The sequence below is a fragment of the Achromobacter animicus genome, from assembly GCF_040775605.1.
GTDB lineage: Bacteria > Pseudomonadota > Gammaproteobacteria > Burkholderiales > Burkholderiaceae_B > Achromobacter > Achromobacter animicus.
The window spans coordinates 589,922-605,410 of record NZ_JAYGJK010000001.1; the positions used below are offsets into that span (position 1 = coordinate 589,922).

At 68.0% G+C, this 15,489-nt stretch carries 10 protein-coding genes; 4 read left to right on the plus strand and 6 right to left on the minus strand.

The annotated features are described in order from the left end of the window. The first annotated feature begins 17 nt into the window (after nucleotides 1-17). From AB3147_RS02605 to AB3147_RS02620, 4 genes are read left to right on the plus strand one after another with little or no spacing between them, the layout of a single operon-like run. Nucleotides 18-1,283: an MdtA/MuxA family multidrug efflux RND transporter periplasmic adaptor subunit gene (locus tag AB3147_RS02605; protein ID WP_367351378.1), complete on the plus strand. Its 1,266-nt coding sequence runs from the start codon at nucleotides 18-20 to the stop codon at nucleotides 1,281-1,283. 12 nt (nucleotides 1,284-1,295) lie between these two features. After that, on the plus strand, nucleotides 1,296-4,394 hold the full coding sequence (locus AB3147_RS02610) for an MdtB/MuxB family multidrug efflux RND transporter permease subunit (protein ID WP_367351379.1): 3,099 nt from the start codon (nucleotides 1,296-1,298) through the stop codon (nucleotides 4,392-4,394). Next, entirely contained in the window at nucleotides 4,391-7,504 is a 3,114-nt protein-coding gene (locus AB3147_RS02615) for a multidrug efflux RND transporter permease subunit (protein WP_218342218.1), read from the plus strand. The genes AB3147_RS02610 and AB3147_RS02615 overlap by 4 nt, the downstream gene beginning before the upstream one ends. Further along, on the plus strand, nucleotides 7,501-9,039 hold the full coding sequence (locus AB3147_RS02620; RefSeq protein ID WP_367351380.1) for an efflux transporter outer membrane subunit: 1,539 nt from the start codon (nucleotides 7,501-7,503) through the stop codon (nucleotides 9,037-9,039). Before AB3147_RS02615 ends, AB3147_RS02620 begins: the two co-directional genes overlap by 4 nt. A gap of 39 nt (nucleotides 9,040-9,078) precedes the next feature. Here AB3147_RS02620 and AB3147_RS02625 read toward each other — a convergent pair whose 3' ends face one another. The 6 genes from AB3147_RS02625 to AB3147_RS02650 form a co-directional block, all read right to left on the minus strand. Beyond that, nucleotides 9,079-10,497, minus strand: coding sequence for an amidase (locus AB3147_RS02625; protein WP_367351381.1), 1,419 nt, complete (start codon nucleotides 10,495-10,497; stop codon nucleotides 9,079-9,081). Nucleotides 10,498-10,693: 196 nt separating this feature from the next. Beyond that, complete coding sequence (locus tag AB3147_RS02630) at nucleotides 10,694-11,656, minus strand: Nudix family hydrolase (protein WP_175125951.1); 963 nt, start codon at nucleotides 11,654-11,656, stop codon at nucleotides 10,694-10,696. Further along, complete coding sequence (locus AB3147_RS02635) at nucleotides 11,649-12,515, minus strand: ATP-binding protein (protein WP_175186021.1); 867 nt, start codon at nucleotides 12,513-12,515, stop codon at nucleotides 11,649-11,651. Before AB3147_RS02635 ends, AB3147_RS02630 begins: the two co-directional genes overlap by 8 nt. 6 nt (nucleotides 12,516-12,521) lie before the next feature. Further along, nucleotides 12,522-13,748 carry a bifunctional glutamate N-acetyltransferase/amino-acid acetyltransferase ArgJ gene (gene argJ / locus AB3147_RS02640; RefSeq protein ID WP_279975147.1) on the minus strand — a complete coding sequence of 409 codons (1,227 nt, stop codon included), beginning with the start codon at nucleotides 13,746-13,748 and terminating at the stop codon, nucleotides 12,522-12,524. Nucleotides 13,749-13,890: 142 nt separating this feature from the next. Beyond that, complete coding sequence (locus AB3147_RS02645) at nucleotides 13,891-14,931, minus strand: hypothetical protein (RefSeq protein ID WP_175186019.1); 1,041 nt, start codon at nucleotides 14,929-14,931, stop codon at nucleotides 13,891-13,893. Between the two features lie 60 nt (nucleotides 14,932-14,991). After that, on the minus strand, nucleotides 14,992-15,486 hold the full coding sequence (locus AB3147_RS02650; RefSeq protein ID WP_056564603.1) for a MarR family winged helix-turn-helix transcriptional regulator: 495 nt from the start codon (nucleotides 15,484-15,486) through the stop codon (nucleotides 14,992-14,994). Nucleotides 15,487-15,489 lie beyond the last annotated feature (3 nt).

A 15,489-nucleotide genomic window follows, 5' to 3' on the forward strand; every position in this document is an offset into this window, starting at 1 on the left:
GTGCCGGAACCGTTTCCATGTCCGATAGCCGTCCTGTATCCCCACCCTCCCGCTGGAGCCGTCGCCGCGTGGTCGGCCTGGTTTTGCTGCTCCTCGTTGTGGCGGCGATCGCGTGGTTGGTGCTCCGGCCCTCGGCCAAGCAGGGTGGTCCCGGCGGACGTGCCGGCGGCCGGCCTCCCATGGCGGCCATGGCCAACCTGCCGGTGCCGGTGCGGATCGCCACCGCCGCCCAGCAGGACATCGACATCTTCCTGCGCTCGCTGGGCACCGTCACCGCCTACAACACCGTCACCGTCCGAAGCCGCGTCAGCGGCGAACTCGTCGACGTCGCCTTCCAGGAAGGGCAGCAGGTCAAGGCCGGCGACCTGCTCGCGCAGGTGGACCCGCGTGCGTTCCAGGTGGCCTTGGACCAGGCGCGCGGCACGCAGATGCAGAACCTGGCCCAGCTGGAAAACGCCCGCCGCGACCTGCAGCGCTACCAGGCCCTCTTCAAGCAGGATTCCATTGCCCGCCAACAGGTCGACACGCAGGCCGCGCTGGTGCGCCAGTACGAAGGCACGGTCAAGAGCGATCAGGCCAATGTCGACAACGCCAAGCTGCAACTCGATTACGCGCGCATCACCGCGCCGATCAGCGGCCGTCTGGGTCTGCGCCAGGTGGACCGCGGCAATCTCGTGTCCAGCGCGGACACCAACGGTCTGGTCGTCATCACCCAGACTCAGCCGATTTCCGTCGTCTTCACCCTGCCTGAGACGCAGTTGCCCGAAGTGCGCGCGGAAATCGCCGCCGGCAAGACGTTGACGGTCGACGCCTACGACCGCGCCGACACCCGCCGCATCGCGACCGGCACGCTCGAAACGCTGGACAACCAGATCGACGTGACCACCGGCACGCTCAAGCTCAAGGCCCGCTTCGACAACGCCGACGATGCGCTTTTCCCCAACCAGTTCGTCAACGTGCGCCTGCACGTCCTGACCCGCAAGGACGTGACCGCCATTCCGACGGCGGCGGTCCAGCAGGGGTCGGCCGGCGCGTTCGTCTTCCTGGTGCAGGACGACAACACGATCGCGGTGCGCCCGGTCAAGCTGGGCGCCATCAACAGCGGCATGGTCGCCGTGAACGAAGGCTTGAAGCCGGGTGACCGCGTCGTCACCGAAGGCACCGACCGCCTGCGCGCTGGCGCCAAGGTGGAAATCCTGGGCGGCGCCGAAGTCATTCCCGCCACCCGCGACAAGACGCTGGGCGCGGGGGCGCCGGCCGGCACCACGCCCGCGTCCAAGTAAGCCGAGAACGCCGTGAGCCCGTCGCGCCTTTTCATTCTGCGCCCCGTGGCCACCACCCTGTCGATGGTGGCCATCCTGATCGCGGGCCTCATCGCCTACCGTTTCCTGCCCGTTTCGGCGCTGCCCGAAGTCGACTATCCAACGATTCAGGTCGTGACGCTGTATCCCGGCGCCAGTCCCGACGTCATGACGTCGCTGGTCACGTCACCCCTGGAACGGCAATTCGGCCAGATGCCCGGCCTGAACCAGATGTCGTCCACCAGTTCGGGCGGCGCCTCGGTCATCACCCTGCAATTCAACCTCACGCTGCCGCTGGACGTGGCCGAACAGCAGGTGCAGGCGGCCATCAACGCCGCGTCGAACCTGCTGCCGTCAGACCTGCCGGTGCCGCCCACCTACAACAAGGTCAATCCGGCCGACGCGGCGGTGCTGACGCTGGCGATCACGTCGCCCACCATGCCGCTGCCGCAGGTGCGCGACCTGGTCGATACGCGCGTGGCGCAGCGGCTGTCGCAGATCCCGGGCGTGGGTCTGGTCAGCGTGGCGGGCGGGCAGCGCCCGGCCGTGCGGGTTCAGGTGAATCCGCAGGCGCTGGCAGCGAATGGCCTGTCGCTGGCCGACCTGCGCACCGCCATCGTCGGCGCCAACGTCAACCAGCCCAAGGGCAACCTGGACGGTCCGCAGCGCTCCACCACCATCAACGCCAATGACCAGCTCAAGTCGCCCACCGACTACAACAGCCTGATCATCGCGTACAAGAACGGTGCGCCGCTGCGGCTGGCCGACGTGGCGCGCGCGGTTGAAGGCGCCGAAGACACCCGCCAGGCCGCGTGGGCCGGGGACAAACCCGCCATCCTGCTGAACATCCAGCGCCAGCCCGGCGCCAACGTGATCGACGTGGTCGACCGTATCCAGGCGCTGATGCCGCAGTTGCGCGCCGCGCTGCCCGCCACGCTGGACGTGACGGTGGTGTCGGACCGCACGCAGACCATCCGCGACTCGGTCGCCGACGTGCAGTTTGAAATGCTGCTGGCCGTCGGGCTGGTGGTCATGGTCACGTTCATCTTCCTGCGCAGCCTGACGGCCACGCTGATTCCCAGCGTCGTCGTGCCGCTGTCGCTGGTAGGCACGTTCGGGATCATGTATTTGTCCGGGTTCTCGATCAACAACCTGACGCTGATGGCGCTGACCATCGCGACCGGCTTCGTGGTGGACGACGCCATCGTCATGATCGAGAACATCGCCCGCCACATCGAAGAAGGCGAAAAGCCGATGCAGGCCGCGCTGAAAGGCGCGTCGCAGATCGGCTTCACGCTGATCTCGCTGACCCTCTCGCTGATCGCCGTGCTGATTCCGCTGCTGTTCATGACGGAGGTCGTGGGCCGGCTGTTCCGCGAATTTGCGATCACGCTGGCGGTGGCCATCCTGATTTCGCTGGTGGTGTCGCTGACGCTGACTCCGATGATGTGCGCGCGCCTGCTGCGCGCCGAATCCGAAACGAAGCACGGGCGTTTTCATCAGGCCACGGGCGCCTTCATCGATCGCATCATCGCCGGATATGACCGCATGCTGCAGGTCGTGCTGCGCCATCAGACGCTGACGCTGATCGTTGCGGTGGCCACCTTTGCGCTGACCGTGCTGCTTTACCTGGTGGTGCCCAAAGGCTTCTTCCCGCAGCAGGACACCGGCCTCATCCAGGCCATCACGCAGGCGCCGCAGTCCATTTCGTTCACCGCCATGTCCCAGCGCCAGCAGGCGGCGGCCCGCTTGGTGCTGGAAGATCCCGACGTGCAGGCCGTGTCGTCCTTCATCGGGGTGGACGGCAGCAACGCCACGCTCAGCGCCGGCCGCATGCAGATTTCGCTCAAGCCCCAGGCCGAGCGCAATGGCGATCTGCGCACCGTCATGGCCCGCCTGCAGGAAAGCCTGAACAAGCAGGACGGCCTGACCGTCTATATGCAGCCGGTGCAGGACCTGACCATCGAAGACCGCGTCAGCCGCACGCAGTACCAGATGACGCTGTCCAACCCCGACCTGAAGGTGCTGAGCGAATGGACGCCCAAGCTGGTCGAGCGTCTGCGCGCCGTGCCGGGCCTGATGGACGTGGCCGACGACCTGCAGGACGACGGCCTGCAGACGTGGGTGGAGATCGACCGCGACGCGGCCTCGCGGCTGGGCATCACCGCCGCCGTCATCGACGAGACGCTGTACAACGCCTTCGGCCAGCGGCTGATCTCCACGATCTTCACGCAGTCCAATCAGTACCGTGTGGTGCTGGAAGTCCTGCCGCAGTTCCAGATGTCGCCCAGCGCGCTGGGGCAGATCCACGTGCCCACGTCCACGGGCGCGCAGGTGCCGCTGTCGTCGGTCGCGCACATCAGCGAAGGCCGGACGGTGCTGGCCGTGAACCGGCTCGATCAGTTCCCCATGGTGACCGTGTCGTTCAACCTGGCGCCCGGCGCCTCGTTGTCCGACGCTGTGGAAAACATCAAAGCGGCCGAAGCCGAAATCGGCATGCCGTCCAGTGTCGAAACGCGCTTCCAGGGCGCGGCGCTGGCGTTCCAGAATTCGCTGTCCAGCACGCTGTGGCTGATTCTGGCGGCCGTGGTCACGATGTACATCGTGCTGGGCGTGCTCTATGAAAGCTACATCCACCCCATCACCATCCTGTCCACGCTGCCGTCCGCGGGCGTGGGGGCGTTGCTGGCGCTGCTGATCAGCGGCACGGAACTGGACATGATCGGCATCATCGGGATCATCCTGCTGATCGGCATCGTCAAGAAGAACGCGATCATGATGATCGACTTCGCGCTGGACGCCGAACGCAAGCGGGGACTCGCGCCGCGCGAGGCCATCCACAAGGCCGCGCTGCTGCGCTTCCGGCCCATCCTGATGACCACGCTGGCCGCGCTGTTCGGCGCCTTGCCGCTGATGCTGTCCACCGGCACCGGCGCTGAACTGCGCCAGCCGCTGGGCCTGGTGATGGTCGGCGGCCTGCTGTTGTCGCAGGTGCTGACGCTGTTCACCACGCCGGTCATCTACCTGATGTTCGATCGCATGTCCCGCCGTTGGCGCGGCGCGGGTGCGCCGTCCGCCGGAGACGCGCGATGATCCTGTCGGCCCCCTTTATCGTCCGGCCGGTGGCGACCACGCTGCTGAGCCTGGCGGTCGTAATGGCCGGCATGCTTGCGTTCTTTCTGTTGCCCGTGGCGCCGCTGCCGCAGGTGGACATCCCCACTATTTCCGTGTCGGCCAGCCTGCCGGGCGCCAGTCCCGAGACCATGGCCTCCAGCGTCGCCACGCCGCTGGAACGTTCGCTGGGCAGCATTGCGGGCGTCACGGAAATGACCTCGCGCAGCTCGCAGGGCTCCACGCGCATCACGCTGCAGTTCGACCTGTCGCGCGACATCAACGGCGCGGCGCGCGACGTGCAGGCCGCGATCAACGCGGCGCGTTCGCTTTTGCCGACCGGCCTGCGCAGCAATCCCACCTATAACAAGTCCAATCCGTCGGACGCGCCGATCCTGACGCTGGCGCTGACCTCCGACACGCTCAGCCAGGGCCAGCTGTACGACCTGGCCTCCACCATCGTGGCGCAGAAGCTGTCGCAGGTGGACGGGGTGGGCGAGGTCACGGTGGGCGGCAGCTCGCTGCCGGCGGTGCGCGTGACGGTGCTGCCTGGGGCGCTGGCCAACCAGGGCGTGTCGCTGGACGAACTGCGCGCCACGCTGGCCAACGCCAATGCCAACCGCCCCAAGGGCGTGCTTGAAAACGATCGCTACCACTGGCAGATCATGGTCAGCGACCAGCTCAGCCGTGCCGAGGAGTACCGGCCGCTGATCGTCGCCTGGCGCGACGGCCGGCCGGTGCGCGTGTCCGATGTGGCCAAGGTGGAAGACTCGGTCGAAGACCTGTATCAGACCGGCTTCTTCAACGACCGCAACGCCATTCTGATGGTCGTGCGGCGGCAGGCCGACGCCAACATCATCGAAGCCGTGGACGCCGTGCGCGCGCAGTTGCCCGTGCTGCAGGCGCTGATGCCCGCCGACGTCAACATGACGGTCGCGCAGGACCGCACACCCAGCATCCGCGCGTCGCTGCACGAGGCCGAGCTGACGCTCATCATCGCCGTCGGGCTGGTGGTGCTGGTGGTGCTGCTGTTCCTGCGGCGCTGGCGCGCGGCCATCATTCCCAGCGTCGCGGTGCCGGTGTCGCTGATCGGCACGTTCTGCATCATGTACCTGTGCGGCTACACGCTGAACACGATCTCGCTGATGGCGCTGATCGTCGCCACGGGGTTCGTGGTGGACGACGCGATCGTGGTGCTTGAAAACATCATGCGCCACGTCGAGAACGGGATGTCGCCGATGCGCGCCGCCTTGCGCGGCTCGCGCGAGGTCGGTTTCACGGTGCTGTCGATGAGCCTGTCGCTGGTGGCGGTGTTCATTCCCATCCTGCTGATGGGCGGGGTGGTGGGGCGTCTGTTCCGCGAGTTTGCCGTCACCTTGTCCGCCGCCATCCTGGTGTCGCTGGTGGTGTCGTTGACGCTCACGCCCATGATGTGCGCGCGCCTGCTGCGGCCCGAACCCAAGGATCCCAAGCCGCCGGGCCGGCTGGCGCGCTGGACCGAGCGCGGCTTTCAGTCCATGCAGGACGGCTATCGCCGCTCGCTGGGCTGGGCGCTGGCGCACGGCCGCCTGATGATGCTGACGCTGGCGATCGCCGTGGGCCTGAACGTCTATCTGTACACCGTGGTGCCCAAGGGCTTTTTCCCGCAGCAGGACACGGGTCAGCTGCTGGGCTTTTTCCGTGTCGACCAGGGCACATCGTTCCAGGCCACGCTGCCCAAGCTTGAAGCGCTGCGCAAGGTGGTGCTGGACGATCCGGCCGTGCAAAGCATGACCGGATACGCGGGCGGGCGCGGCGGCAGCAACAGCAGCTTCATGCAGATCCAGCTCAAGCCGCTGGGTGAGCGCAAGGTTTCGGCCGACGTCGTCATCAATCGCCTGCGCGCCAAGCTGCAGAACATGCCCGGCGCGCGCCTGTTTCTCGTGTCGCAGCAGGACATCCGCATTGGTGGCCGCCAAAGCCAGGGTTCGTACGACTACACGCTGATGTCGGGCGATCTGCAACTGCTGCGCACCTGGATGCCCAAGGTGCAGCAGGCGATGGCCAAGATTCCGGAGATCACCGATGTGGACGCCGACGTCGAGGACCGCGGCCGCGAGATCAACCTGGTCATCGACCGCGAAGCCGCGACGCGGTTGGGCATCAGTATGGCCACCATTTCCACGGTGCTGAACAACTCGTTCAGCCAGCGCCAGGTGTCGGTCATGTACGGGCCGCTCAACCAGTATCACGTGGTGCTGGGCGTGGACCCGAAGTTCGCGCAGGACATCGAATCGCTGCGCCAGGTCGAGGTCATCACCGCGGACGGCGCCCGCGTGCCGCTGTCGGCGTTCACCAAGCTTGAAAACGCGAACGCGCCGCTCAGCGTGAGTCACCAGGGCCTGTTCGTGGCCGACACCATCTCGTTCAGCCTGGCGCCCGGCGTGTCGCTGGGGCAGGCGACCACCGCGATCGACAATGCCGTGGCGCGCCTGGGCTTGCCATCTGACCAGATCCAGGCGGGCTTTCAGGGCACCGCCGCCGCGTTGCAGCAGACGCTGGCGCAGCAACCCTGGCTGATCCTGGCCGCGCTGGTCACCATGTACATCGTGCTGGGCATTCTGTACGAAAGCTTCATCCACCCGCTCACCATCCTGTCCACGCTGCCGTCGGCGGGGCTGGGCGCGCTGCTTGCGTTGCTGCTGGTGCGATACGACTTCACGCTGATTGCGCTGATCGGGGTGTTCCTCTTGATCGGCATCGTCAAGAAGAACGCGATCATGATGGTGGATTTTGCGCTGGACGCCCAACGCCACCACGGCATGACGCCGCGAGACGCCATCTTCCAGGCGTGCCTCACGCGGTTCCGCCCGATCATGATGACGACGATGGCGGCCATCTTCGGCGCGCTGCCGCTGGTGTTGGCCACCGGCGCCGGCGTCGAGATGCGCCAGCCGCTTGGCATTACCATCGTGGGCGGCCTGGTGCTGAGCCAGATCCTCACGCTGTACACCACGCCCGTGGTCTATCTTTATCTGGACCGCTTCCGCCTGTGGGCCGCGCGCCGGCGCGCTTCGCGGGGCGGGAATTCCGCTTCCATAGAACACACATGATCCGTACCAAGCCGTATTCCTCCGCCACTCTTGCCCGCGCCGCGGCCACGCTCGCGCTTTGCGCGCTGCTGGGCGCCTGCGCGGTCGGGCCCGACTATCAGCGCCCGGCGCTGGACGTGGGTGCGGCCTACAAGGAAGGCCAGGTCGAGGTGCCCGGCTGGAAGCCGGCCCAGCCGCGCGACGACGCCGACCGCGGCGCGTGGTGGAAGGTCTATGACGACCCCACGCTGAATGGCTTGGTGGACCGGCTGAACACGTCCAACCAGACCATCGCGCAGGCCGAGGCGAATTATCGCCAGGCGCTCGGTCTGGTGCGCGGCGCGCGTTCGGGCTTCTACCCCACTGTGGGCGCGGGGGCGGGCATGACCCGAGGCGGCAACGGCGGGCAGAGCGGTTCCTCGACGGGTTCCGGCAGCAACGTGTCCAACCAGTATTCGCTGACGGGCAGCGTCAGCTGGGAACTGGACGTCTGGGGCCGGGTGCGCCGCAGCGTCGAGTCCTCTGAAGCCAGCGCCGCCGCCAGCCTGGCCGACCTGGGCGCGACCCGCCTGAGCGCGCAGGCCGCGCTGGTGCAAACCTATCTGCAACTGCGCGTGCTGGACGAACAGAAGCGCCTGCTCGACGCCACCGTGGCCGCGTACGAAAAGTCATTGCAGCTCACGCAGAACCGCTATGAGGTCGGCGTCGCGGGACAGGCCGACGTGGCCGTCGCGCGCACGCAGCTTGAAAGCACCCGCGCGCAGTCCATCGACCTGGATTGGCAGCGCGGTCAGTACGAGCACGCGATCGCGGTGCTGATGGGCCAGGCGCCTTCGCAGTTCAGCCTGCCGCCCGCGGTGTTCACGTTGCGGCTGCCGCAGATTCCGGTGGGCCTGCCCTCCGAGCTGCTCGAGCGCCGTCCCGACGTGGCCGCCGCCGAACGCCGCGCCGCAGCCGCCAACGCGCAGATCGGCGTGGCGCAGGCCGCGTGGTTCCCCAGCCTGACGCTGTCGGCCGACGGCGGTTTTCGCAATGGCGAATTCGCGGAACTGCTGACGGCGCCCGCCCGTTTCTGGTCGCTGGGGCCGGCCCTGGCGTTGACGATCTTCGACGGCGGTGCGCGCGAGGCCCAGGTCGAGCAGGCCCGCGCATCGTACGACTCGCAGGCCGCGGCTTATCGCCAGGCGGCGTTGACCGGTCTGCGCGAGGTCGAGGACTACCTGATCCAGCTGCGCGTGATGGAGCAGGAGCAGATCGTGCAGCGCCGCGCGCTGGAATCGGCGCGCGAATCGCTGCGCCTGATCCAGAACCAGTACAAGGCGGGCTTGGTCGACTACCTGAGCGTGGCCGTGGTGGACGCCACGGCGCTCAGCAGCGAGCGCAATGCGCTGAGCCTGCTGGGCAACCGGCTGGTGGCCAGCGTCAATCTGATCGTTGCGCTGGGTGGCGGTTGGGAAGGACTGCCGGTCGAGACGGCGCGTGCTGACGGCGCCGGGCCGGCCGTGACGCAGACGTCCGCCGCGCAAACACCTGCCGCGCAAACGCCGGCGCAGTAACCTCGCGCGGGGACGGCGCCCCTGCGCCAGGCGGTGGCCTTACAAGCCAACCGCCTTCAGATCCGGCCGCTGGCGGTGCCATTCGGTGACCGCCTGGAATGCGATGCCGATCTTGCCCAGCACGCCTTCCGCGTTGGGCTTGCCCAGCAACTGCACGCCTAGCGGCAAGCCATCGCTGGTGAAGCCCGCGGGCAGCGCCAACCCGGCTGCGTTCATGTAATTGCCCGGGCGGGTGAACGCCGCGAGCGGGGTGGCCGCTTCGTCCACCTCGGTCAGCGGACGCGCGCCGAACGGGGCGGCTGGCGTGAGCACGGCGTCGAATTCTTGCATCCAGTCCAGCCAGTCGCGGCGCGCCTGCGCGTGCGCCTGCAATGCCGCGATGTAGTCGGCGGCCGAGATCCCCTTGCCCGACAGCACGCGCGCGCGGACATACTGGCCGATGGGCTTGGCAGGGTCCTCGATGTAGCCGCGATGCAGCGCGTAGGCTTCGGCCGAGATGATCTGGCCGTTGCGCTGCATCATCTCGCGAAAGTCGAAGGGCAGGGGCGTCTCGGCCACATCCGCACCCAGCGCGGCCAGCACGCGGCGCGCGTCGTCCAGCGCCGACAGCGCGTCGGCGTCCACGGCGATGGGATGCTGTGCCGTCGGCATCAACGCGATGCGTACGCCGCGCAGCGGCTGCGCGCCGCCGGCCGGCTCCCGGTAGTCGAACGCGGGGATGCCGAACGTCAACGGGTCCTGGGTATCGTGGCCGGCCATCAGTGCGGTCAGCAGCATCGCGTCGCGGGCGTCGCGGGTCAGCGGGCCCAAGGTGTCCAGCGTGGTCGACAACGCCACCGCGCCGTGCAGGCTGATGAGACCGCGCGTGGTCTTCAGGCCCGTGATGCCGTTCAGGGCGGCCGGAATCCGGACCGAACCACCGGTGTCCGATCCCAGGGCGGCAGGCGTCAGGCCGGCCGCCACGGCGACGCCGGATCCGCTGGATGAGCCGCCGGGCACGCGCGCACGCTCCAGGTCCCAGGGGTTGCGCGGCGTGCCCATGACGGGATTCGTGCCCCAGCCGCCGAAGGCGAATTCCACCATATGGGTCTTGCCCAGCATCACCATCCCCGCGTCCAGCAGCCGCGTGACTGCGGTGGCGGTGACGCCGCTGCGGCGTTCGCGCCAGGCCTCGGACCCCGCCGTGGTGATGTGGCCCTGGATGTCGCACAAATCCTTGACCGCCACCGGCACGCCGTCCAGCGGGCTGAGCAGCCCGTAGCCCGCGCGCCGCCGCGCGTCGGCGGCTTCGGCCAGCCGCAGTGCACCCGCGTTGTCCACGCTTATGAAAGCGCCCAGCGTGGGATTTGCCCGGTCGATGCGGTCCAGGAAGTGGCGCGTCAATTCCACCGAGCTGTAGCGGCCCTGCGCCAGGCCATCCGCCAGATCGGCCAGGGTGGCAAATGCGATGTCAGACATGGATTCCCTCGATGCGATGCCATGCGTCTGTCTGCCAGGCGCATGCAACCCCGTCCGCGTGATGGCGGCCGGTCTCGGCATGTAGGGTGCATCGGCGCGGGGGTTTGGTCTATGCGCGCTTTCCCGCGCGAGTCAAAAACAAAACGGCCCATGCGGGGCATGGGCCGTCGGACGGCCAGGCGAAGTGCGATGCGCGTCAGAGCACGCCGCGGATCCCGGCGATGCCGTGCGCGCCGTGGCGCAAGGCTTGCGAGACGGTCTGGGTGGATTGACCGCCCAGCGCGAACACCGGTATGCCGGCATCCCGGTTGCCTTCCACAAACCCTTCCCAGCCCAGCGTCGGTGCGCCGGGATGGCTGGGCGTTTCCAGCACGGGGCCCAGCACGGCGAAGTCTGCGCCCAGTTCGCGGGCGTGGACGACCTGGGCGTTGTCATGCGCGGAGACGCCGACCAGCGCATTGCGGGGCAATTCCGGACGGGCGGTCAGGCGCAGCGCGTCTGCCGTGCGCAGGTGCACGCCGTCGGCTTCTTTCCACCATGCAACGGGATGGATGCTGTTGACCAGCACGCGCGCGCCGGCGGCGCGGCAGCGCTTGATGACCTGTTGCAGCACTTCGTGCAGCGAACTGGCGCCCACGCCGTCCGGCCATTGCGGTTCACGGAACTGCACCAGCTTCACGCCGCGCGCCAGCGCGGCGTCCAGGCGGCCGAGGAACGGCGCGATGCCCGCGCGCGAGCCAATGGCGCTGATGCCGTAGGTGGTGGGCAATTGCAGCCAGCGCAGCGGGGGCAGGGTGGCGGGCAGCAGGTCGCCCACCGAGGCCGCATTGGCCGGATCCACCCATTCGAGCCGCTGATTTTCCAGGCTTTGGGGCTCGCCTTCCCAGCCGGTGACGTGGCAGAAGGCCAGGCGCACCGTGGTGTGCGGGTACGCATGCACGTACGTGACCCACGGGCGCGACTGCGTGACGCGGATGCCGATTTCTTCTTGAAGTTCGCGGGCCAGCGCCTGCAGCACGGTCTCGCCGGGTTCGAGCTTGCCGCCCGGCAGTTCCCACCAGCCGGACCACGGCTTGCCTTCGGGCCGCTGGCCCAGCAGAAGCTTGCCGTCCGGGCGCAGGATCAGGCCGGCGGCGACGTCGACGATCTTTTCAGACATGGCGGGCCGCCCAGTCACGTGCGAACTGATAGGCCACGCGGCCCGAACGCGAGCCGCGCTCGATGGTCCATTGCAGCGCCTCGGTGCGCGAGGGTTCGATGTGCTGCTCAGGGCAGCCCAGCTCGCGCAGCCAGTGATACACGATGTCCAGGTAGTCGTCCTGCTTGAACGGGTAGAACGACAGCCACAGACCGAAGCGCTCGGACAGCGAGATCTTTTCCTCGACGGTTTCGCCGGGGTGGATTTCGCCGTCGGGCTGGTGCTTCGCCTGCAGGTTTTCGCTCATGTATTCCGGCATCAGATGGCGCCGGTTGGACGTGGCGTAGATGAGGACGTTGTCGCCCGAGGCCGACACCGATCCGTCCAGCACCGATTTGAGCGCCTTGTAGCCGGCCTCGCCTTCTTCAAAGGACAGGTCGTCGCAGAACACGATGAAGCGTTCGGGCCGCGCCGCCACCAGTTCGACGATGTCGGCCAGGTCGCCGAGGTCGGACTTGTCGACTTCGATGAGGCGCAGGCCACGGTCGCCGTAGGCCGCCAGCATGGCTTTGACCAGCGAGCTTTTGCCGGTGCCGCGGGCGCCGGTCATGAGCACGTTGTTGGCGGGCTTCTTTTCAAGGAACTGCAGCGTGTTGCGGTCGATGGTGGCCTTCTGGCGCTCGATGTGCTGCAGGTCCTGCATGTCGATGCGCGCCACGTGGCGCACGGCGTCCAGCCAGCCGCGCGCGCCGCGCTTGCGCCAGCGGAACGCGTGGGCGGTCCAGTCGATATCGGGCGGGGCGGGAGGCAGGAAGGCCTCCAGCTGCGCCAGCACGCGTTCGGCGCGCTGGATCAGCGTGGTGAACTCGGTAGCCGTCATGGTCGATCAGGAACGGTAGTCGGCGTTGATCGACACGTACTCGTGCGAGAAGTCGCAGGTGTAGACCGTGTCGCTGACCTGGCCGCGGCCCAGCGCGATGCGCACCGAGATCTCGGCCTGCTTCATCACGCGCTGGCCGTCGGCTTCCTGGTAGTCGGGGTTGCGGCCGCCGTTCTTGGCAACCAGCACGTCGTCCAGCCACAGGCGGATGTTGGACACGTCCAGGTCGTCGATGCCGGCGTAGCCGACCGCGGCCAGGATGCGGCCCAGGTTGGGGTCGGATGCGAAGAACGCGGTCTTGACCAGCGGCGAGTGCGCCACGGCATACGCGACCTTCAGGGCTTCCTCGGTGCTGCCGGCTTCTTCGACGCGGATCGTCATGAACTTGGTGGCGCCTTCGGCGTCGCGCACGATCTTGGTGGCCAGTTCCAGCGCGGCGGCGGTCAGGGCCTCGCGCACGGCGGCGTAGGCGGCGTCGGATTCGCTGTTGACGTTGACGCCCGACTTGCCGGTGGCGGCGATGATGAAGGAGTCATTGGTGGAGGTGTCGCCGTCGACCGTGATGCGGTTGAACGAGGCATCGGCGATTTCCACGGCCAGCTTGCGCAGGAGCGGCTGGGCAATGCCGGCATCGGTGGCCAGGAAGCTGAGCATGGTGGCCATGTTGGGACGGATCATGCCCGCGCCCTTGCTGATGCCGGTGAAGGTGACCGTCTTGCCATCGATCTGCACCTTGGCGGACGAAATCTTGGGCAGCGTGTCGGTGGTCATGATGCCGTGGGCGGCGCTGGACCAGTGGTCGGCGGCCAGGTCGGCGATGGCGGCGGGCAGGCCGGCGACCAGGCGGTCCAGCGGCAGGGGTTCCAGGATGACGCCGGTGGAGAACGGCAGGATCTGCGCGGCGGGCACGCCCAGCAGCTTGCCCAGGGCGTCGCACGTGTCCTTGGCTTTCTTCAGGCCTTCTTCGCCGGTGCCGGCGTTGGCGTTGCCCGTGTTGATGACCAGCGCGCTGATCGGGCCGCCGGCGGCCAGGTGGGCCTGGCAGACCTGCACTGGGGCGGCGCAGAAGCGGTTACGCGTGAAGACGCCCGCCACGCTGGTGCCTTCGGCCAGGCGGAACACCGTCAGGTCGCGCCGGTTGGCCTTGCGGATGCCGGCCTCGGTGACGCCGATTTCTACGCCGGCAACAGGAAAAATTTCGGACTCGGAGGGGATCTGCAGATTAACGGCCATGACTTCGTCTCTTGGTGTGAGCGGGACGGAACCGCCGCCAGGCACGGCGGCGCGCGGGAAAGGTTCGTATTATCCCACCGGATCCGGCGGGGGTGGCCGGTCCCCTCGGCAACCCGAGGGGAGGCGGCCCCAGGCGCCGGCCTCAGGGAGCCATGCGCATGGCGGCCACGTCCAGCACGCCGGCTTCGCGGTTGCTCAGCACGCTGCGCACCGTGCCGTCGGGCGCCTGCAGCACCGACTTGCCGGCGGGGACGTCTTCGCCGCCGGCCCGGCGCGCCGAGCGCCCGCGGGACGGCGAGAACAGCAGATCGCCAGGCTGCGCGCCCTGCAGGCGCGGGTTGGCGGCCAGTACGCGCGTGCCCGGCGGGTAGGTCATTTCGCCCAGGACGGTGTCGCGCGCCGCCAGACCCTCGAAGCCCAGCATCCGGCGCTGCGCGTCCAGTTGCAGGTCGACCTTCAGCAAGGGAATCCCGGCGACGGTCAGGGCGTCGCTGCCTTCGGTGCGCAGCAGCCAGCGGGGCGCCGTGCCGGTCTTGTCCAGCGGCGTGCCGCGGGCGGCGGGGTCGACCTTCAACCAGGCGCCCGCGGGCACCGGTTGCTGGTCCAGCGTATTGCCGATGGCAAGGTGGCAGCTGGAAAACTGCGGATGCCCGCCTTGCACCACAAATTCAATGCGATGGCCGTGCGCGCAGAGCCAGCCTTCCAGCGCCTGGTCCCGCGCGATCTCGGCGGACAGGGTTTCGGGCTGCTTGGGCGTGGCGGGGTAACGGAACAGGCGCGTCGCGGCGACGCCGTTAATGTCTGCCGGGTGGGATTCGGGAAAGACGGCCCGGTCGAACGATGCCAGTTCACCGGGCGTGGCAAGCCGAAGCGTGGTGCCGGTGGGCATCTGGACGCCGGCCAGTTGCGTGGGTTGTGACAGCACCGTCTTGCGCGCGTCGTCGGCCTGCGCTTCGCGCTGGACCGAGAACCACTGGCTGAACTGCTGATACGGGAAGATGGCGCCGATGACGGCCAGCACGGCCATCAGGACGGTGCCGGCGCGCCGGTGGCCGGACAGCCAGTCTCGCGCGCCGGGAGAGGTGGCCAGTGCAGCCAGCCAGGTGAACAGCGTGGCGAGGCAGGCGAGCGAAGCCGCCATCAGCACATAGAAATTACCGCCAGGAAGAGAAACCGGAATCATGGCGGCAATTATGCGCCAATCCGGCAGGCCGGACCGTCGCGAAAAAGTCCTGGTCCGCCCTCAGTCGCGGGCCGCCGCCGAGCGCGTGGCCACCACCTGCAGCTTCAGTTCGCCCAGCGCCTGGAACAGGGCGTTGCGGCTGGCCTCTGGCAGTTCGGCAAACATGGATTTGACCCAGTTCTCGTGGGCGCGGGCCATGCGCGCAAAGCTCTTCTTGCCTTGCGGCGTCAGCTTGATGAGCGAGCTGCGGCGGTCGGACTCGACCTTGGTCCGCACCACCAGGCCTTCTTTTTCGAGCTGGTCGGTGATCCCGGTGATATTGCCGTTGGTGACCATCATGTGGCGCGACAGCTCGCCCATCTTCATGCCCTTGGGGGCGCGCTGCAACTGCGCCATCAGGTCGAAACGCGGCAGGGTGGTGTCGAAGTCGTTGCGCAGGCGGCTGCGGATCTCGCCTTCGATGAGGTTGGCGCAGGTCAGCATGCGCAGCCACAGGCGCAGCGCGTGATGGTCGTCGGGCGCGGCGCGGGATTCCAGGTCGGGGGTATCGGTCATGGC